Source organism: Bacillus sp. K2I17, from assembly GCF_002209985.1.
Taxonomy (GTDB): domain Bacteria; phylum Bacillota; class Bacilli; order Bacillales; family Bacillaceae_G; genus Bacillus_A; species Bacillus_A wiedmannii.
The window spans coordinates 135025-154192 of sequence record NZ_NJGF01000008.1; the positions used below are offsets into that span (position 1 = coordinate 135025).

Consider the following 19168-nt stretch of genomic DNA (forward strand, 5'->3'; position numbering starts at 1 on the left):
AATAGCACATAAATTTCCCTATAAATACATATAACAATTTCATCTTTCATGAAAAAAACGTTATAATAAGGTGTAGCCTCTACGATTACGTTATAAAGGAGAATAAAACAATGGCTAAAATTAAAGTATACCAAGCAAAAGAAGAAAATATGGATGCAGTAAAGAACATCATTGATGTTGAGGAACAAAACCCAACTACTGAAAACTTACAAAATCTATATGCATGTGTATTAGAAACAGAAGATATGGCATTGCCTGAATCATACATTGAAGAAGATATCTTAATTGATTCTATGGAAGTTATGGTTAACGCTTCTCAAAACAAACTAAGAGACTTAGGTGCATACGATGTAATCGAAGTTCAAAACAAAGGTAAGAAAACACAAATTTTATTATTAGCAGACGAAGAATACGAAATTATCGAAGGCTAATCTAAATCCGTACATACGAAAAAGCTCCTTTCCAATTGGAAAGGAGCTTTTTCATTACGCTTTTGATGTTTCACTCTTTTTATTCGTTTGCTGTTTCTTAATTACCATACGCTCATTTCCCATAAAGAAAATAAATATGAATGCTAGACCTGCTGGTACTAATGCCCACATAAATGTTTGAACAATGGAGCTAGAAAGAGCGTCAATAATTTTATCTAATATGTGCGGCGGGATTTGAGATCTTGCCGATTCTGATAGAATAGCTCTTGAATCTCCTAAAGCGTTTGTATTCATTCCTCCGCTCATACCTTTAAAAGCTTCTTCTAATTGATCTTGGAAACCTGTTCTTTGAATCATTCCGAAGATTGTAATACCAAGTGTCATTCCTAATGAACGAATGAAATTACTCGTTGAAGTTGCAGATCCGCGCTGTTCCATACCGAAGTTGTGAATAGCTGCCATACTTAGTACAGAGAATGAGAAACCTACTCCAAATCCAATAATAATCATATAAACCGTTAATAATATACGACTTGTTTCTGGCGTTAATGTGCTTAATAAGAATAGTCCAATTAGCATAATAACAGCAGAAATAATCATAATGTTTCGGTAGCTAAGCTTCGTCGTTAAAAATCCACCTAACTGCGCTGTTACGACTGATCCTAACATCATCGGTAAAAGTAATAATCCTGAGTTTGTTGCGCTACCACCGTATACACCTTGAATGAATAACGGTATGTATACAGTTGCTGACATGAACGCAGCACCGTAACATAATGCAATAATGGTACTCATTCCGAATAAACGTTGTTTAAACATTTCAAATGAAATGATCGGTTCTTCTACTTTACGTTCAATAAAAATAAATGCAATAATTAAAATAGCGAATCCGCCAAATAAACTTAAAATAAAGTTAGAATCCCAATCATACTTTTGTCCACCTAGTTCTAAAGCAAACATTAGCGAAACTACTGCACCAACTAAAGTAATTGCGCCAAACCAATCAATTTTTTGCTTTCTATGAACTCGTGATTCTTTATAAAAGAATGTAATAAAAATAAGTGCTAAAACGCCAAGCGGTAAGTTAATGTAAAATACCCAGTGCCAGCTTATGTAATCTGTAATATACGCACCAAGCAGCGGGCCAAAAATACTTGATAAACCAAATACTGCTCCGAATAATCCACCCATTTTCCCGCGCTTTTCAGGAGGGAAAATATCAAAAACGATAGTAAACGCGATCGGCACTAATGCCCCGCCACCAATACCTTGAATGGCACGATAAATACCTAACTGTGTAATATTTTCAGCAGTACCACAAAGTGCCGAACCAATCATAAAGACGATTAAACCGAAAATAAAGAATCTCTTTCTACCATACATATCTGATAGTTTTCCGAATATCGGCATACCTGCCATTTCTGCGACCATATAGGCAGAAACGACCCATACAAAGTTTTCAAGGCCTCCTAAGTCACCAACAATCGTTCCCATCGCTGTTACGACAATGGTATTGTCCATTGATGCCATTAAAATACCTAGCAATAAGCCCGCCACAATAAAGCCGAGCTTATTATTCTTCTCAACCATAACCTTGCTCTCCCTCGTACTACTTATATTTGTTTATGTTCTTTTACAACTGCATTACCTTTTTGATTAAAACTAGTATGATATTCTACAACACTAATTTCACATCCTGGACCAATAGTAACGTTGTTTCCTCGTACTACTTCAGCAATCGTATGCTCTAAATAAATTTCATCTCCTTCAATGATAGACGTTTGGAGGCTTCCAGCATGACTTGTAAATGGAATAAATCTCGCTTTTTTACGAACGGTAATCTTTTTACCGCCGATTTCTCTCACTTTGCTGCCTTCATAACGAAGTGAAATTTCAATATTTTCAGCATTAAGTAATCCATCACTTTCAAGACCACCAGTTAGTGATAGTTCTTCAACTTCAATATCTCCTTTCACATTTAAAGTGCCTTTCACATCTACGAAATCACCAGTAAACTTCCCTTTAACTTCTATCATACCTCTTACTTTCGTTTTTTCAATATGGGCATCACTATTCATTTGTGTATTTCCGTATACTTTTACATATTCCGCATCTACATTTCCTTGTACTTCACTATCTCCATACACGACATAATTTTTCACTTTCATATTACCGCGCACTTCACTCGTGCCGTACGTTTTAAATTCATTACAGCTCATATCATTAGAAATCGTTCCTTCACCGCGAATATTCACTTTGTTATAATCCCCACCTGCTGAACTACCAGAGCCATTGACAGTAAGACTATGTTGATGTTCCATATTACTTTCTCCCTCCCATTAAACCTGCTTCATTTCTTTTACATTTGCGCTTTTATCGACAGTAAGAACACCCGTATATTCAATGAGTTCAATCTCACAGTTCGCTCCTACTGTCACATTGTTTCCTCTTACCGTTTTTATGTGAGCATAATCAATATCAATATTGTCACCTTCTAATAGTTCAGCCTCTAACTGCATACCAAATACTGATTTAAACAGTCTACTAAAAGTACTTAGTCTATGTTTTACTTTAATCGTTTGACCACCAATTTCTTTCGCTCGACATGTACCGTGAATATTAATATTTATTTCATCGGCACTTAATAATCCACCAATTGTAAATTGGCCTTCTGAAGAAAAAGTATCCACTTCACAATTACCATCAATCGTCGCTTGACCATTGACTTTAAACTCTTCACCAGTTACATTTCCACCTATCGTACCTTTTCCTGCAATTTTCAAACTGTTCGCCTTCACATCTTGCGTAATTGTTGCTTTTCCATCAATGCGCATCGTTTCCGCGTGTACTGTGCCATCGACTTTACCCGATCCACTAATTCTCGCATTGCTACTTTTCAAATTTCCAGTAACAGCACCATATCCGTTACATTCAAACTGGTCACATTCAATATTTCCATTAACAGTCCCTTTTCCATTTAATTGCACTTTATGAAACTCGCCGCCATTCGATGAACCGTAACCATTTATAATCAAATTATCTGTACGCATACTTTCTCCTCCACTACAACAGTTTCGTTTTTAATGCTTCGGTATATTTCATAATCGCTTCGCGTAAAACAATTTTGGTACCTTTTTCAAAAATTAAATCGTCCACGTTTGAAACTAAGAAACATGTAGAAATCCCTAACTTTCGGACGATGATTAAGTCACAAGTTTTATGCTTAATTGCTTCATAATTTTCACGTAAAACTTGCAAGACCATTTTTCCTTCTTCTAAACTAATCTCTCCCGATTGTAGTAACTCTTCTAACATATACACATAAAGAATATCTACAAATTGAAACTCTGTTGTTTTATTCGTTTGTTCTATGAAGAATTGTAAAACTGGCTCTGATGCAATTCCTTTACGTAAGACGTCTTCTTTTGTTAAAAGAATTTCTCTAACACTCGGTGAAAACATATTTGCTAGTTCATCAAGTGATAAATCTTCTTTCATCGTTTGGATTTTATCAATACGCTCTAATATCTTTTCTTTCGGAAAAAATGTCTCTTGACCCGTGAATGTTGACTTTCGTACAAACCAATCTTCCGGTATTAAATTTTTTCTTTTCCACCTATATAACTGTCCGTATGAAATACCAGTTAGTTCTAATAAATCTTTTTTTGAAATTAAATCTGTACTCAACTGTATAACACTCCTTCCTGACAACAATGTAACATAACACTGTTACGCTGTAAATAGACTTTTATCGTAAGTAGCGTAACAATGTGTAAAACAAACCTGTTTCACACACGAAAAAAAGGCTCTTACACATCATGTAAAATGCGTAAAAGCCCTTATTTATCAACATGTAAACCATATTTCATAAAAATCAATCCACCCTTGTGAATTAATCATTATATTTTGTACTTTTTCGTGAGAAGTTACTTGTTGTTTGTTACGATATAAAGGAATAATATGAATGTGACGTAACAAAGTGTCCTCAATATCGCGTAACAATGTAACTCTATTCTCTAAATCTTCTTCTTTAAAATAAGGGAAGAGCTTTTTATGAAAGTCCATGCTGCTTTGCCCATGAATAAAACTATTTTTTGTAAGAAACATATATAGCAGACTATCTTCTATTCGCTCGCTAATTGTTGCACTATCATGCATCATATCAGCCTTTTGTATCGTACTCATTTCTAATAAATCTTCTATTTCAAGAAAATTATTTTCTACATAAATCCCATACTTCGCACACTCTTTCTGAATCCATTGTGCATCTTCTACATGATCTTGTCCTGTAAATGTATAAAGTTGTAGCACTTCATTATGATATTTACTTCTCTTAATTAAACTTTCTATATCTTCCTCAATTTCTACTTTTCTTTCATTTGCTAATATTAGTTTCTTAGCCACTTCTCCACGTTCTCCGCCGAGTTCTTGAACAATCCTATCGCCATGAATGATTTTATGTAGTGCCTTTCGAAACAGTTCATCTTGCATTGGTCCTTCTTTTACAAGATTGCACGTTACATATGTCACGTTCGATTCAAGCCGAGACAACTCTTTATTAGGCTTTTCTTTATCTTTATATTGCGCCTTTACTAACACGTCATACGTATTTACATTTTGCTCTACATTCATTAGTTCAATTCGGTCAAGAAAAGGTCTTTCACGATAATATAAATCATGCACTTCTAAAACAAATAATTGTGCATTTTTCTCGCGTAATATAAAAGGTCCTGTACCAATAAAGTTTCCTGCTTCATCTTCATTTACGATAGAACACTGTTCTGCACTTAGCATATGTAAAAACATCCTATTTTCCGTATGTAATTGAATTTCAACAACAAATTCATCCACTGCACGGACATTTTCAACATGTTGCAACATCCATGCGTGTGGGTTGTTTTCCGCTTTCATAAATCGATTCAATGAATGTATAACATCATGTGCGGTAAGTCGTTTTCTATTATGAAGATGAACGCCTTTTCTTAAATAAAATGTCCAAACCTTTTCAGCGTCATTATATTGCCAGTGAAAAGCAAGTCTTGGCTCTATACAATTTGTTTCCTCATTCACATATACGAGTGTATCAAAAATATGTTTAACCATATGACATTCTGAGCGCATCGTAGCGTAGACCGGATCTAAAGCGATGTCTAGATTCATTTGTACTTGCAACCGAAGGACATCTTTTCTTCCTTCTGGTGTCCTTTCTATTTTATGACCAAATATGGAATCTACCCAAGCTTCATACTCTTTCTTTACTAATGGAAATTGTGAGCTGTAGCGTTCCACAAATGAGATTCCACTTTTCACATCCCCTTTTTTCGTTAGTTCTTTTCCTCTGTCTAAAATCAATGTCATCGGTTGCTTTTGAAATATTAATTTAGAGCGATTCCCTCTCCCCCGCCCTGGAAACCAAGCGATCCAATTTAACTCTTCTAATTTTTTTATTATTAATTTACTATTACGCTCCGTACAAAATAATGTTTCTGCTATCATTTGTACGGTAACTTCTAATTGTTCTCCTTCTTGTCTACCTTTACCATAGGCACACCATAGTTCAATATATTGATTTAAAATAAACATCATAATCCCCCTAAAAGGTGAAAAATAACCCCTTTTGTTTCTACCCTTTTTCCACTTCTCCTTTCATCTTATCATTTCAATATAGAAAGGAGGAATTAATATTGAAAAATCTCATACTACGTTATAATAAACCCATTATTATTAGACTGTGCGGCGAATTATTAACCCGAACAACTGAATCTATGTTAGCTCTCATTATGATTATTTACGTTAATAAAATGTTAAACGGTAATATAATAATAACTATGCTCATTTTCGGACTACAACCTCTCTCAGACATTGTATTTACACTTATTGCTGGAGGAGTGACTGATAAATATGGGCGAAAGAAAATTATGTTACTCGGCTTATTGCTACAAGGCGTTGCAATCGGTAGCTTCATCTTTGCTCAATCTGTTTTTATATTTGCTTTGCTTTACGTCATAAATGGGGTTGGCCGTTCCTTATATATTCCCGCTCAACGTGCACAAATTGCTGATTTAACAAAACCAAAACAACAAGCAGAAATTTTTGCTCTTTTGCATACAATGGCTGCAATTGGTTCCGTAATCGGTCCAATAATTGGTACTATCTTTTATCGTACGCACCCTGAATATTTATTTATAATGCAAAGCATTACACTTATGGTATATGCAGTAGTTGTATGGACGCAGCTTCCAGAAACCGCTCCAGTATTTACAAAGCCAAAGCAAAAAGTTGAAGTATCATCTTCAAAACAATTTGTAAGCAAGCATTACGCCGTTTTAGGACTTATGATTACTACACTCCCTATTAGCTTTTTTTATGCTCAAACTGAGACAAATTATCGCATTTTCGCTAAAGATATATTTCCAGATTTCGTATTCATGCTCGCTTTTATTTCAACATGCAAGGCTATTATGGAAATCTTCCTGCAAGTTTTCCTTGTGAAATGGTCTGAACGATTTTCTATGGCGAAAATTATTCTTATTTCTTACACCTGCTATACAATAGCTGCAATTGGCTACGGGATTTCAACAACAATCACGTCACTATTCTTTACATTACTCTTTTTAGTCATTGGGGAAAGTATCGCCTTAAACCATTTACTTCGATTCGTTTCAGAAATCGCTCCTACAGATAAGCGTGGATTGTATTTTTCAATTTACGGGTTACATTGGGATATATCTCGTACGTGCGGTCCTGTTATTGGTGCGGTTTTATTAAGTAAACTTAACGGTAGTATACTATTTTATATTTGTACTTGTTTCTTAATAGCTGGAGGCATTATGCAAGCGCTGTTTGTTCAAAGTGTAGAACGTAATAAAATAAAAAAAGACATTTCAGAGCATACCCCTCATATTTTATAGGATGCTTTCTTTATAAAAAGAAGGATGTCACAAAAGTCTCGAGACTATTGTGACATCCTTTTTTATTACCCTGCCATTTTATTAATACTATCTTCTGGTGAAAATACCGAAATATGATTTACCTTACCAGTCGATTCTGGAATAATGAATTTTAACTCAAACTGATTGTTTACTTTATATACATATATTTTATCTTCCCCATTTACCTTAACTGAAGCTGGTTTTCCTAATGCTTTCTCTATTTCTTTTAATGTAATTGATTTTAGCTCTGCATGATAGGAGCGTACATCAAAAACTTGTGATCCTTTATTAAAACCGAAGCTAACATTTTTATTTGTAAAGGTAGCGTACATTCCGTTACCTGCTTGTTCCGTTTTATCCGCTTTTCCCCACGCTTTTTCTATTTCTTCAATATCTCCTGTATGAGCTGCGAACGGAACATTAGGTACTTTTCCTTCTTTCGCTAGTTCAAACAAATCTTTAATGTGGTTAATTGATTTTTGATTTATTACTGTATCTTTCGTGCTTGAATCTGTCTTTGGTTTTGCTGATCCTTCATTATTTGATTTTGCTTCAGGCTCTTTCTTTTCTTCAGAAGAATTATTTTGTTCGTTTTTACTATTTTCAGAGGTTGGGTTCGTTTCCTTTTTTTCGTCTGTCCCTTTACATGCTACTAATGCCAATAGGCATGTAAAAGCGAGAAATAACATAGCTATCTTTACATACACTTTCATACATTTCAGCCCCCTATTATAATCTTATTCCTTTCGATAACCAATCCATTACGCTACTTTTCAAATTATATTTGTTCCAAAAAATAAATGCTTCACTTTCTCCTAGTGCTTGTACAACATCCTCTACAAAAGCTGTTCCTAAAAAATAACCAATTCGGTTGTATCCAAAGTATTGTCCGCCAGATAACCGGAACCACTCTTTCTCTTTTTCGAACGTCCATCCTTCTATATAATCTTCCAAAAAACGATTCTTTATTTGTTTTTCATTTTCTATATAGCATTGTAACCAACGTTCACCATCATTGTTATATGAGTAGTACACTGATTCATTTACGCCTTTTATAATTTGCTTTGATAAATATGTTGCAACACCTTCACGATACAAAGTAACTGCCGCGTCAGTCCACTCAGCTTTTGTCCAATCCATTCCATCATTTTGTAACATAACATTATGATATATATGTCCTATTTCGTGAGCGACAATAACACGAAGGTGATTTACATCTGGAGATAATTTTTCTGCCGCAAAAAAGATGTCTCCAATAATTTCCCTTTCTACAAATGCATTAGAGCCAAAAGCTCCAACAAATAAATGAAACTTCATATTTACATCAAAGTTATAATTATTATGATATTCATTCGTTATCTCTTGAATAATAATCGGTAATGTTTCTGCAATGATATGAATACCTTCTATTTTTGCGGGATATTGTTTAATGGCAGTAGAAAGACGTTCTCTCGTATGTGGACAATGATACTTAAAGTATTCTTCAAATATCTCTGGATGCGAAATGAAATATTGGTTAAGAACTTCTAATTCTACATTATCACTTTCCCATACTTTCAAAAAACTTGGAATTGTATTATTTATCATTTTTCCCATCTCCTTATATATCCCTTCTCGTCATATACACCGCAATCCTTCCTTAAACGTAGAAAAAGCAACAAAGAGGGATGAGCCTTCCTTATTGCTTTTTCTGTTTAATCAAACCATTTATCACCATCAGAAATCCATTTACCATAATGCAAACCATAACATTCATCATAATAATAAAAAAAAGCTATCCAAAAAGGACAGCTTTACATATGTATTTTTACACTTCGATTGACTTACCATCTTCAACAATATGATAAAGTAAGTGAGCTAAATGATGAATTGGGCCATACTCTTCCTCTTCTTCATCTGTTTCACCTTGGAACTCAAGATCATTTAAGTACAGTGCTAAAAATTGATAGTATAGTTTTAAATCAAATCCGTAGCACGCAGTTGGCTCTTCATGATCACCTTCGTATTGTAACATTAAGTATTGATCGTTTCCTTCTGCATCTTCTGCGTCAAAGAATACGAAGAATCCAACGTTTGTATCTAAATCAAATAGATGACGAGTGCCTTTTTCTGTTGCTTTGTTGAAGTCCTCTTCACTTAATTTATGTACTGTTGTCGCTTTAGCATTATCTTCTTGATGGAAATTTACTGTAAATGTTTTCAATGCTGACACCTCCTGATTGTATAATACTAGCATAACATATAAAAAGGACTGCTTACAAATGTAAACAGTCCTTACATTCATTTTCGCATTGCTCGTAATAAGAAGCTTACGATGAAAATTAAAACGATCGCACCGATTAAAGCTGGAATAATTGCATATCCACCAATGACTGGACCAAAACTACCAAGTAATTTCGAACCAATCCATGAACCGATAATACCAGCAATAATATTACCAATTACACCACCAGGTACGTCCTTTCCAGTAATTAAGCTCGCAAGCCATCCTAATATACCACCGACGATTAAAGACCAAATCATATGATAACCTCCTTTATATTTTACCAATCAAAATATAATTAGAAACAATTGCTTACCATTAGTTATGTTACATTTTTCAATAGTTATTCATACAGATCAACTATTAGATTATTTCAAAATAATGAACGGCCAGTTTTTCGACTCGAGGTTGATGTTATTCGTAATACACATATTAAGGACAGTCAGGCTTTAATATTGTCCGCATAAACTCTTCTTTAAATGCAGGATAGTCAAAACCAACTGCAATTTTTTGAATTGGTCTATTATCAAATGTTGTTGGCTCGGCTATTTTTCTAAAGTCTGCCACACTTTGTCCTCTTGTTACGTCATTTGTCGTACTGATCCAAACTGCTGACTTTTTATATTCAAAAATATCATCATTAATAAAGGAAATGAACGGAAGTAAATCGTGAATCGGACTTCCAGCAATACCCGGGTATTCTTTTTTATAAAAGTTCTCATAATAAAAATCGATCATCGGTTTAATAAGTTTCGCCTGTCCTGTTCCTTCTTTATTAATAATATCCACCATTTCAGGAGTAATGAGGGCCGCTTGCGTTACATTTAACGGATAAATAGTCGCATTCTTTGCGTACTTCATCACAATATTTGCGGCGATTGGATCTCCATAAAAATTAGCTTCTGATACAGGAGTAACGTTACCAGGAAATAAAAACGCACCGCCCATAATATAATATGAACATACCTTATCCATTACATTTGGATATAATAAAAATAACGTTGCCAATGTTGTTAATCGTCCAGTCGCTACGATAATAATATCTTCTGGACAAGGCTCGATTAATTTAATTAACTCACAAAAATTTTCCCGTTTACAAATCCTCATATCAGGTGGAATAATCGGTCCCAAACCGTGATCCCCATGAATTTCGGGAAAGAACAATGGTTCTTCCGCTGTCATTGGTCTAGCTGCACCCTCAATGATTTTCACTTCTGTAGCATAGTATCTTTCTAAAAAATACACATTTTCTGTTACGATTTCTCGCGATACATTCCCATATTCAGCAACAATACCTATAATATCTAATTTACATGTTTTATTTGCATAAATTAACGCCACAGCATCGTCAATACCAAAGTCTCCAAAAAAGATGATTTTCTTTTTAACTATCCTCACCCCTCTTCAACATAATCTACTATTATTATTATGTAAAAAAGACAAGGCTGTGAAACAGTGCAAACTAAAAAAGCCGCCTATTTATTGGCGACTTCAATCCTTTTATATGATAAATATGCTAATACATTCTTACTTGAATCGTATTTTGGATTATTCCCTTTTCTCGGTTCTCTCATATGTGTTTTTTCAAATCCAGGAATGTCCGGCATTTTCTCCATAAATTCAAGCATTTCTTCTTCAGTTCCTTCAATACGTACGCGAATCATTATTACTTTTCCTCAATTCTCATTTTCTCTGTACTAAGTATAACGTACTTTGAAAAGACTGCAAGAAATTTATCTTTTTAATGTCGCGCTTTTTTTACATACAAACAATGCCATTTCAGTATAAAACGAATTTATTTTATTATTTTCAATTTGAATATTAAAGAATTCTTGCATTTCAACTGGTGTTTTCATCATACACTCTGTTAATTTCATACGTTTCTGCAAAGGTACATTCATCATATCGCACCACCAGTCAAATTCAAATCTCTTGTCAAAAGTAAGACATGACTGCATTTGCAAACCGTTTTTTTCTAACAAGGTAATCCATTCTGTTTTTTTCAGCGCTCGTTCATGACTCGGATCCCGCTTTTTTTCTATAAAATTATAAAATGTATCGTATTCATTATTTTCCGGTGAAACATTATCTATTAAAATAAACAATCCATTATGTTCTAACGTACGATTTACTTCATATATAAACTGAGGTGGATTCGTAAAATGATGTGCTGCAATTCGGCACGTAATTGTATCAAAAAAACCATCAGCAAACGGTAAACTTTCAGCGTTTCCAGCAATAAAAGATACATTTTCATGTCCATTACTGATAATAAAATTTTTCGCATTCTCTAACATTTTTTCTGTTAAGTCTAAGGCAACTACTTCTTTAAACAATGGAGCTAATATATTCGCAACATGTCCACCGCCAGTAGCAATATCAAGAAGACGATTATTATGACGAGACTCAACTTGTTGAACTACATATTGTAAGTCTGGTCCATTAGCATGAATTTTACTTTTTACATATTTTTCAGCATTATTACCAAACTGTTGTTTCACAAGCTCTTCTTTACTCATTTTATCATCTGCTTTCTATTGTTATTTACATATAGGATTCATATAATAATTAAAGTTCTCTTTATGTATTTTCAAATCCTCTTTTCAGCTTACTTCTTATCATGCTTTCCTATCATCAATATAATATAAATTTTACGTTTTATTCCTAAACAAAAAAGGCTACGGAAACTTGTCCCCTAACCTGACTAAATATTTATTACATTTTTACTTTTTCATATACATCTATATAATATAAATCCTCTTTTAACTTCATAATAACGTCTACTTCGTTATAAGTAGCCTCACGAGCATGTAAACCAAATTGATCCATACCAATCCATATCCATTCAGGTGTATGCTGTAGAACATCTATGTTAAAATAATCTAATTTAATAAGCTCCGATTTTATAAATTTATCTTTATTAGCGATTTGTTTATCCATTAAGCCGTATTCTTTTCCATTTTCAAGTAGCGATATAATTTTCCCTAAAATCGGATGTTCACGTATAATAAAATGATATTCCCTTTCGTCTATATTCGCCATAATTAAACGAGAATTAGATAAATCTAATCCCAAACTCGGCATATTTATTTTAATCACCTCCAATATTGGTTTCATCTCCATCCTAACAAACAAATATTTAAATAATATTAATATAATGTAAAAATATAAAGGCTGATTTCCCTTTAGAAATCAGCCTTTATATTTTTATATCGTTTCTTTTTCCTCATTATTTCTAGAAACTAAATTTCCAATAGCATCTGCCGTTACTTCAACTACAAATTCACACATACCTGCTACAACTTCTCCAATTACTTCATCCATCTTTTTCCCCCCTTATTTTATGTTACATATTTCTAGTATAGGAGAGGTTGGTTATTTTTAACTATCGGAAAACGTGACAACAACATTACAGTTTTGTAAGCTTTTTCAATTTACGTAGCTTCTATCCTTTGAAACTCCAAGTATGATTAACAAGCATATAGGCCATCATAATATTAATTAAGTTCCAATTATGCTAGAGGAGGCGTGTAAAATATACTACGTAAAATTAATTAAAGGTCAATCATTCTATGCTTTTGATCATCGTTTCTTAATGTCTGAAGAAGAAAAGGTTTCCGAGAAAGTTTATAATTACTTACGTCGTAATGAATTTTTCGAAGTACGTAAAGAAGAATATTCTGCTTAATTAAAAAAAGCATCAAGAAATATATCACGTAATTGTGATATATTTCTTGATGCCCTCATGTAATCTCCCTCTTTTGATCAATTTTGCTCAATTCTCTTAAAACATTCTATTATTTGTCCAAGCTATTTTATCGTAAATTTCATATTTTAGTATATGAGGAGGTGACAAATATGACTCATATCATTGATTACCAAGCTACTCAACCTATAAGTAAAACTGGTGAAACAACTTTTGCAATCCCAGCTTCTCCAAATAAAGCAATTCTAGCAAATTTGAAATTAAGAATTTCAAGTAGAGATTCACGTAATAATCGAGTAGAATTAATAGCTACAGTTGGTGTAGAAGGTATAACTGAGATTTCACAAATTTTATTCCGAATTTTCCGTGATAACATTGAAATTTTTAATACACAAGTAGGTATTGAATCTACAGATTCTGAACAATTCTATGCTCAAACATTTCAAGCTATAGATCAAAATGTTAGTAGTGGAACACACGAATACTCATTAACTGTAGAAAACCTAACTAGTGGTGCAAGTGCAGAAGTTATTGGTCCTCTATCTTTTAGCGCTTTAGCTATTGGACAAGAACGTAAATGCTGCTAAGCCAATCTAATATTTAATTTTGTACTTGAGAAAAGCAAGACGTAGTATATGCGTTCTTGCTTTTTTAATTTCTTTATATTTATCCTTATTTTTAAAAGACACTTCATCATAAAATTTTTACATTTTCATTGCTTATTTTAGCAACTAACAAATCAAATTTTTGACAAATCAAAAAGATTGAAATCCACTCATGAAACACGTAATATAGACTCTGACTCTAAAAAAGTTCGTTAAAAATAATACATAAAATAAGGAGGTTTTATATACGAGTTTTTCATTTTAAAAGACGGAGAGGTTTTACATTATGTGGCGTAATAAAAATGTTTGGATTGTGTTAATTGGGGAGTTTATTGCTGGTCTAGGGCTATGGCTTGGTATTCTTGGCAACCTTGAATTTATGCAAAAATATGTTCCTTCTGATTTCATGAAATCAGTTATATTATTTATCGGACTATTAGCTGGTGTACTAGTTGGTCCTATGGCTGGTCGTATTATCGATCAGTATGAAAAGAAAAAAGTTCTTCTTTATGCTGGGTTCGGTCGCGTTATTAGTGTTATTTTTATGTTTTTCGCTATCCAATTTGAAAGCATTGCCTTCATGATTGCATTTATGGTTGCTCTTCAAATTTCTGCAGCATTTTACTTCCCTGCATTACAATCTGTAATTCCACTCATCGTACGTGAGCATGAGTTATTACAGATGAACGGTGTACATATGAATGTAGGTACAATCGCTCGTATTGCAGGTACTTCACTAGGTGGAATTCTTTTAGTTGTAATGAGTTTACAGTATATGTATGCCTTCTCAATGGCAGCATACGCTTTATTATTCCTCTCAACTTTCTTCCTACAATTCGAAGATAAGAAATCAACAACACCAAGTAAACAAGCTGCGAAAGATAATAGCTTTATGGAAGTATTTCGTATTTTAAAAGGAATTCCTATTGCTTTTACAGCACTTATATTAAGTATTATCCCTCTATTATTTATAGCCGGATTTAATTTAATGGTAATCAACATTAGTGAAATACAACATGATCCAACGATTAAAGGCTTTATATATACCATTGAAGGTGTCGCATTTATGTTAGGGGCCTTCGTTATTAAACGTTTATCTGACCATTTCAAACCTGAAAAATTATTATATTTCTTCGCTGTTTGTACCGCTTTTGCACACCTTTCCTTGTTCTTTAGCGATATAAAATGGATGTCTCTTACATCATTTGGTTTATTTGGTTTTAGTGTTGGTTGCTTCTTCCCTATTATGTCGACAATTTTCCAAACGAAAGTGGAAAAAAGCTATCATGGTCGTCTCTTCTCATTCCGTAATATGTTTGAGAGAGTTATGTTCCAAATTGTCTTACTCGGCACAGGCTTCTTCTTAGATACGATTGGATTGCAATATATGGTTCTCATTTTCGGTGTGATTTCATTATTAATTATTTTCATTTCATTATCTAAACAGAAACAATATGAAAAACAACCTTCGCAATCTGCGAATTTATAGCATAAATAAAGACGCATGGACCATATTAGATTAATCCATGCGTCTTTGTTATATAAAGCCTTATTTATTACGCTTATTATAATTATTTAAAGGAGTACCCTCTTTCACTTTCGAATACAGTATACTAACATGATATATACAGGAGGTGCGAAATTGTCTGATGGTATGCAGTTATTTAGTATCTTTATTTTTGTATTAGCTCTGTTTAGCATCATAAACTTTTTAGCAATTTCCTTATCTGGACATAACCTTAAAAGAAGAATTATCGCAGGTTTCATTTTTTTACTACTAACTCCTATTGTTTTTTTTGCTACCGTAGCATTCGCTTCTATATTTGATAAAGCTGGATTTGGCGCAGGTGGGCTAGCCTTCATTGTTGCAATTATATATATTTTAAATGGGATAGTAATCCTATTTTCCTCTTTATATTTCCTCAAAAGAGACATAACATAGGCTACTGTACTCGGCATGGATCTGATTTTACACTAGATTCATGCTTTTTCAATTCCGCCTAAATTTTTATGTGAAATTAAATAATTCTTTATAAAAATTTAAACTTTATTTATTACAATATTCGTATCGTATTCGCACGTTTATTAAAAATGAAAAGAAAGGAGTACAAAATGAAAAAGGTTCTATTAATTATTCCAATATTCATCGTTCTACTTAGCGGATGTAGCAATAATGATATATACGGTTCTTGGGAAGTCGTTGACAACAAAAATGGTCTTTGCCCTGCATCTTATAAATTTGAAACAGTTGTAAAAGAAGAAAAGAAAGAAAAAATTGTTCAATATTTAGTGGAGATGCAAACATCAAAGGAAAAAGAAGATTTATACAAAGGCTCATTTGTAAAGAATTCTAATGTATATCACATTGATTATGGTAACTCATTTACATCGGATCAAACTTTAAAAGTTGTCGATGGCAAATTAAATGTATACTTTTATGCAGTAGAAAAGTTATGTACATATAAAAAGAAATGATTACACTTCATATAAGACGCAGAAAATATTTTCTGCGTTTTTTATGTTTCTCCTTATTATCCTCCCTCTAAATTTGTCAATCGTTTTAATTTTCATAAAAAAATGATAAAATGTAAACATGTGTTTTCAGAATAATTAAAAACGCAGAAAGAAAACACTGTTTTTAGGAGGGGTTTTGATGACTTACACGTTAGCAACTAGAATGAAAGCATTCCAATCTTCTATATTTAGTGAATTAGGGGCTTATAAAAAAGAAAAAATTGCAGCAGGTCACAAAATGATTGATTTAAGTATCGGGAATCCTGATATGCCGCCTGCTGACTTCGTAAGAGAAGAAATGGTACATACAGCAAGTGAAAAAGAAAGCTATGGATACACATTAAGTGGTATTCAAGAATTTCACGAAGCTGTAACTGAATATTACAACAACACTCATAACGTTAAATTAAATGCCGATAAAGAAGTTTTATTATTAATGGGTTCACAAGACGGACTCGTTCATTTACCTATGGTTTATGCAAATCCGGGAGATATTATATTAGTTCCGGATCCAGGATATACAGCTTATGAAACTGGAATTCAAATGGCTGGTGCAACATCTTACTACATGCCATTAAAGAAAGAAAATGATTTCTTACCTAACTTAGAGCTAATTCCTGAAGAAATTGCCGATCAAGCGAAGATGATGATTTTAAACTTCCCAGGGAATCCGGTTCCAGCAATGGCTCATGCAGATTTCTTTAAAGAGGTAATTGCATTTGCGAAAAAGCATAACATTATTGTTGTCCATGATTTTGCTTATGCTGAATTTTATTTTGATGGTAATAAACCAATTAGCTTCCTCTCTGTACCTGGTGCTAAAGAAGTTGGAGTAGAAATCAACTCTTTATCAAAAAGTTATAGTTTAGCAGGTAGCCGTATTGGATATATGATTGGAAACGAAGAAATTGTTCGTGCACTTACTCAATTTAAATCAAATACAGATTATGGTGTGTTTTTACCAATTCAAAAAGCGGCATCAGCGGCACTAAGAAATGGCGCTGCGTTTTGTGAGAAAAATCGCGGTATTTATCAAGAACGTAGAGATACTTTAGTTGATGGATTCCGAACATTTGGTTGGAATGTTGATAAACCAGCTGGTAGTATGTTTGTCTGGGCCGAAATTCTGAAAGGCTGGACTTCTATAGATTTCGCTTATGCATTAATGGATCGTGCGAATGTCGTTGTTACACCAGGTCATGCATTTGGACCTCATGGAGAAGGCTTTGTACGTATTGCACTTGTTCAAGATAAAGAAGTGTTACAACAAGTTGTTGAAAACATTAGAAATAGCGGTATTTTTTCTCTTGAAAAAGTAAATGAATTAGTTAAAAATTAATGATAACTCCCCTGCTTAACTGTAGCAGGGGTATTATTTATTGGAGGTACTTTCATATGCATATTCAAGACACTCTTCCTCATCGTTATCCTTTTTTAATGATTGATAAAGTAACAAATGTAAAACATGGTGAATCCGTTACGGGATATAAACTGATTTCAAATAATGAGTGGTTTATAAATGATAATCAAAAACATATGCCTCATATGTTAATTGTAGAAGCACTTGCTCAGCTTAGTGCATTTGTAAATACAAGTGACTCTGAAGGTCTAGGCTTCCTCTCTTCGTTGGATGGGGTTGAATTCCACGGAAACGCATATCCCGGTGATAAACTTGATTTACATTATAAGCTTACTCGCAATCGTCGAGGTTTTATTCTCGGTAAAGGTACTGCAACTATTAACGATCAGCCGATTGTAACTATAGAAAAGCTATTAATATATCAAGCAGAATAGAGACGATGTAATTCGTCAGGATATCTCCCTCCTACAAATTCGTCTCACCAACATGAACAGAGTAAACAAATTACTTGGTTAGGAGCAGGAAAATGGAAAGTACTATCGGTATCGATGCTGGAGGAACATTAACGAAAATTGCTTATTTGAACGAACAAAAGCAATTAGCTTTTGAAAAATTTTATTCAAATGAGCAAGATAAAATAATAGATTGGCTTAAGAAAAGCACTCGTATAAAACAAATATGTATAACAGGTGGTAAAGCAAAACAATTACAGCAACTACTTTCAGACTCATATAATATAGTAGAACTAAACGAATTTGAAGCTACTCTTGTAGGTGTCCGATACATATTAAAAGAAGATCAATATGATATAAACAACTTTATTTTAACAAATATAGGTACAGGTACTTCCATTCATTACGTTTATAATGACAAATATATTCGAGCTGGTGGAACGGGTGTTGGCGGTGGTACTATTATGGGGCTTTCAAAATTGTTAACAAATATAGATCATTTTGAAGATGTGATTCCTTTAACAAAATTAGGTTCTAGAAAAGAACTAGATATTACGGTCGGTGATATTTATGGTGGCATTCTCTCTCCTATTGATAATAGCTTAACTGCAAGCAATTTTGGTAAAGCTGCTATTTCAGAATCAAAATATAATAGCTCAGACATACTTGCTACTGTACAAGGACTTGTCGGTGAAGTCGTTACTGCATTAAGCCTTCAATTCGCCGAAAAAAAAAACATTGACCATATTATTTATATTGGTTCGACTCTATGTAATAACGTACACCTTCAAAATATTATTAGTAGCTACACTAAATATCAAAATAAAATACCAATCTTTTTACGAGATGGTGGTAATAGCGGTGCGATTGGTGCTTTACTTCATATTACGGATAAAAAAAGCTGA

23 protein-coding genes are annotated in these 19168 nt (G+C 33.4%); 10 read left to right on the plus strand and 13 right to left on the minus strand.

Going from position 1 to position 19168, the window contains the following annotated elements; translation table 11 throughout:
* The first annotated feature begins 110 nt into the window (after positions 1-110).
* On the plus strand, positions 111-431 hold the full coding sequence (locus CER22_RS12395) for a hypothetical protein (protein ID WP_046954336.1): 321 nt from the start codon (positions 111-113) through the stop codon (positions 429-431).
* A gap of 54 nt (positions 432-485) precedes the next feature.
* On the opposite strand, the gene CER22_RS12400 is transcribed toward CER22_RS12395, so the two are convergent.
* From CER22_RS12400 to CER22_RS12420, 5 genes are all read right to left on the minus strand, one after another.
* Positions 486-2021 (minus strand): MDR family MFS transporter, encoded by a 1536-nt coding sequence (locus CER22_RS12400; protein WP_060487108.1) that lies wholly within the window; start codon positions 2019-2021, stop codon positions 486-488.
* A 23-nt stretch (positions 2022-2044) separates the two neighbouring features.
* Positions 2045-2752: a polymer-forming cytoskeletal protein gene (locus tag CER22_RS12405; protein WP_088608844.1), complete on the minus strand. Its 708-nt coding sequence runs from the start codon at positions 2750-2752 to the stop codon at positions 2045-2047.
* 18 nt (positions 2753-2770) lie between these two features.
* On the minus strand, positions 2771-3481 hold the full coding sequence (locus CER22_RS12410; protein WP_088063744.1) for a bactofilin family protein: 711 nt from the start codon (positions 3479-3481) through the stop codon (positions 2771-2773).
* A 13-nt stretch (positions 3482-3494) separates the two neighbouring features.
* Positions 3495-4118 carry a YhbD family protein gene (locus CER22_RS12415; protein WP_087980731.1) on the minus strand — a complete coding sequence of 208 codons (624 nt, stop codon included), beginning with the start codon at positions 4116-4118 and terminating at the stop codon, positions 3495-3497.
* A gap of 159 nt (positions 4119-4277) precedes the next feature.
* On the minus strand, positions 4278-6014 hold the full coding sequence (locus CER22_RS12420; RefSeq protein WP_088608845.1) for an SgrR family transcriptional regulator: 1737 nt from the start codon (positions 6012-6014) through the stop codon (positions 4278-4280).
* 101 nt (positions 6015-6115) lie between these two features.
* Between CER22_RS12420 and CER22_RS12425 the strand changes: the two genes are divergently transcribed.
* Positions 6116-7342 (plus strand): MDR family MFS transporter, encoded by a 1227-nt coding sequence (locus CER22_RS12425; RefSeq protein ID WP_088608846.1) that lies wholly within the window; start codon positions 6116-6118, stop codon positions 7340-7342.
* A gap of 65 nt (positions 7343-7407) precedes the next feature.
* Here the strand turns inward: CER22_RS12425 and CER22_RS12430 are convergent, their stop codons facing one another.
* From CER22_RS12430 to CER22_RS12465, 8 genes are all read right to left on the minus strand, one after another.
* A complete protein-coding gene (locus CER22_RS12430) occupies positions 7408-8076 on the minus strand; it encodes a YjgB family protein (RefSeq protein ID WP_088608847.1) in 669 nt (222 codons plus the stop codon).
* Positions 8077-8092: 16 nt separating this feature from the next.
* A complete protein-coding gene (locus CER22_RS12435) occupies positions 8093-8950 on the minus strand; it encodes an aminopeptidase (protein WP_088608848.1) in 858 nt (285 codons plus the stop codon).
* A 220-nt stretch (positions 8951-9170) separates the two neighbouring features.
* Positions 9171-9566: a hypothetical protein gene (locus CER22_RS12440; protein WP_000847587.1), complete on the minus strand. Its 396-nt coding sequence runs from the start codon at positions 9564-9566 to the stop codon at positions 9171-9173.
* 77 nt (positions 9567-9643) lie between these two features.
* Positions 9644-9886 carry a GlsB/YeaQ/YmgE family stress response membrane protein gene (locus CER22_RS12445; RefSeq protein WP_000638305.1) on the minus strand — a complete coding sequence of 81 codons (243 nt, stop codon included), beginning with the start codon at positions 9884-9886 and terminating at the stop codon, positions 9644-9646.
* A 172-nt stretch (positions 9887-10058) separates the two neighbouring features.
* Positions 10059-11024, minus strand: coding sequence for a nucleoside hydrolase (locus CER22_RS12450; RefSeq protein ID WP_088608849.1), 966 nt, complete (start codon positions 11022-11024; stop codon positions 10059-10061).
* Positions 11025-11101: 77 nt separating this feature from the next.
* Positions 11102-11290 (minus strand): DUF3970 family protein, encoded by a 189-nt coding sequence (locus tag CER22_RS12455; RefSeq protein WP_088063750.1) that lies wholly within the window; start codon positions 11288-11290, stop codon positions 11102-11104.
* A 69-nt stretch (positions 11291-11359) separates the two neighbouring features.
* Positions 11360-12145: a class I SAM-dependent methyltransferase gene (locus CER22_RS12460; protein ID WP_088063751.1), complete on the minus strand. Its 786-nt coding sequence runs from the start codon at positions 12143-12145 to the stop codon at positions 11360-11362.
* 196 nt (positions 12146-12341) lie between these two features.
* Positions 12342-12710 carry a hypothetical protein gene (locus tag CER22_RS12465; RefSeq protein ID WP_088063752.1) on the minus strand — a complete coding sequence of 123 codons (369 nt, stop codon included), beginning with the start codon at positions 12708-12710 and terminating at the stop codon, positions 12342-12344.
* 451 nt (positions 12711-13161) lie between these two features.
* Here CER22_RS12465 and CER22_RS12475 point away from each other — a divergent pair, with 451 nt between their 5' ends.
* The 8 genes from CER22_RS12475 to coaW all read left to right on the plus strand — a co-directional run bounded on the left by CER22_RS12475 (position 13162) and on the right by coaW (position 19168).
* Positions 13162-13314: a YqbF domain-containing protein gene (locus CER22_RS12475; RefSeq protein WP_071723536.1), complete on the plus strand. Its 153-nt coding sequence runs from the start codon at positions 13162-13164 to the stop codon at positions 13312-13314.
* Between the two features lie 170 nt (positions 13315-13484).
* A complete protein-coding gene (exsC, locus tag CER22_RS12480; protein ID WP_088063754.1) occupies positions 13485-13919 on the plus strand; it encodes an exosporium protein ExsC in 435 nt (144 codons plus the stop codon).
* Between the two features lie 304 nt (positions 13920-14223).
* Positions 14224-15426: an MFS transporter gene (locus tag CER22_RS12485; RefSeq protein WP_088608850.1), complete on the plus strand. Its 1203-nt coding sequence runs from the start codon at positions 14224-14226 to the stop codon at positions 15424-15426.
* 153 nt (positions 15427-15579) lie between these two features.
* Positions 15580-15879: a hypothetical protein gene (locus CER22_RS12490; RefSeq protein ID WP_088608851.1), complete on the plus strand. Its 300-nt coding sequence runs from the start codon at positions 15580-15582 to the stop codon at positions 15877-15879.
* A gap of 170 nt (positions 15880-16049) precedes the next feature.
* Positions 16050-16412, plus strand: coding sequence for a hypothetical protein (locus tag CER22_RS12495; RefSeq protein ID WP_061673347.1), 363 nt, complete (start codon positions 16050-16052; stop codon positions 16410-16412).
* A gap of 178 nt (positions 16413-16590) precedes the next feature.
* Entirely contained in the window at positions 16591-17790 is a 1200-nt protein-coding gene (locus CER22_RS12500) for an LL-diaminopimelate aminotransferase (protein ID WP_142293469.1), read from the plus strand.
* A gap of 56 nt (positions 17791-17846) precedes the next feature.
* Positions 17847-18245, plus strand: coding sequence for a 3-hydroxyacyl-ACP dehydratase FabZ family protein (locus CER22_RS12505; RefSeq protein WP_087983795.1), 399 nt, complete (start codon positions 17847-17849; stop codon positions 18243-18245).
* Between the two features lie 92 nt (positions 18246-18337).
* Positions 18338-19168 (plus strand): type II pantothenate kinase, encoded by an 831-nt coding sequence (coaW, locus tag CER22_RS12510; RefSeq protein WP_088608853.1) that lies wholly within the window; start codon positions 18338-18340, stop codon positions 19166-19168.

What these genes read in the sequence shown, in the direction of transcription:
- CER22_RS12395 (WP_046954336.1), top strand. Translation starts at nt 111, where the DNA reads ATGGCTAAAATTAAAGTATACCAAGCAAAAGAAGAAAATATGGATGCA.
- CER22_RS12400 (WP_060487108.1), bottom strand. Translation starts at nt 2,021, where the DNA reads ATGGTTGAGAAGAATAATAAGCTCGGCTTTATTGTGGCGGGCTTATTG.
- CER22_RS12405 (WP_088608844.1), bottom strand. Translation starts at nt 2,752, where the DNA reads ATGGAACATCAACATAGTCTTACTGTCAATGGCTCTGGTAGTTCAGCA.
- CER22_RS12410 (WP_088063744.1), bottom strand. Translation starts at nt 3,481, where the DNA reads ATGCGTACAGATAATTTGATTATAAATGGTTACGGTTCATCGAATGGC.
- CER22_RS12420 (WP_088608845.1), bottom strand. Translation starts at nt 6,014, where the DNA reads ATGTTTATTTTAAATCAATATATTGAACTATGGTGTGCCTATGGTAAA.
- CER22_RS12430 (WP_088608847.1), bottom strand. Translation starts at nt 8,076, where the DNA reads ATGAAAGTGTATGTAAAGATAGCTATGTTATTTCTCGCTTTTACATGC.
- CER22_RS12435 (WP_088608848.1), bottom strand. Translation starts at nt 8,950, where the DNA reads ATGATAAATAATACAATTCCAAGTTTTTTGAAAGTATGGGAAAGTGAT.
- CER22_RS12445 (WP_000638305.1), bottom strand. Translation starts at nt 9,886, where the DNA reads ATGATTTGGTCTTTAATCGTCGGTGGTATATTAGGATGGCTTGCGAGC.
- CER22_RS12455 (WP_088063750.1), bottom strand. Translation starts at nt 11,290, where the DNA reads ATGATTCGCGTACGTATTGAAGGAACTGAAGAAGAAATGCTTGAATTT.
- CER22_RS12460 (WP_088063751.1), bottom strand. Translation starts at nt 12,145, where the DNA reads ATGAGTAAAGAAGAGCTTGTGAAACAACAGTTTGGTAATAATGCTGAA.
- CER22_RS12465 (WP_088063752.1), bottom strand. Translation starts at nt 12,710, where the DNA reads ATGCCGAGTTTGGGATTAGATTTATCTAATTCTCGTTTAATTATGGCG.
- exsC (WP_088063754.1), top strand. Translation starts at nt 13,485, where the DNA reads ATGACTCATATCATTGATTACCAAGCTACTCAACCTATAAGTAAAACT.
- CER22_RS12485 (WP_088608850.1), top strand. Translation starts at nt 14,224, where the DNA reads ATGTGGCGTAATAAAAATGTTTGGATTGTGTTAATTGGGGAGTTTATT.
- CER22_RS12495 (WP_061673347.1), top strand. Translation starts at nt 16,050, where the DNA reads ATGAAAAAGGTTCTATTAATTATTCCAATATTCATCGTTCTACTTAGC.
- CER22_RS12500 (WP_142293469.1), top strand. Translation starts at nt 16,591, where the DNA reads ATGACTTACACGTTAGCAACTAGAATGAAAGCATTCCAATCTTCTATA.
- CER22_RS12505 (WP_087983795.1), top strand. Translation starts at nt 17,847, where the DNA reads ATGCATATTCAAGACACTCTTCCTCATCGTTATCCTTTTTTAATGATT.
- coaW (WP_088608853.1), top strand. Translation starts at nt 18,338, where the DNA reads ATGGAAAGTACTATCGGTATCGATGCTGGAGGAACATTAACGAAAATT.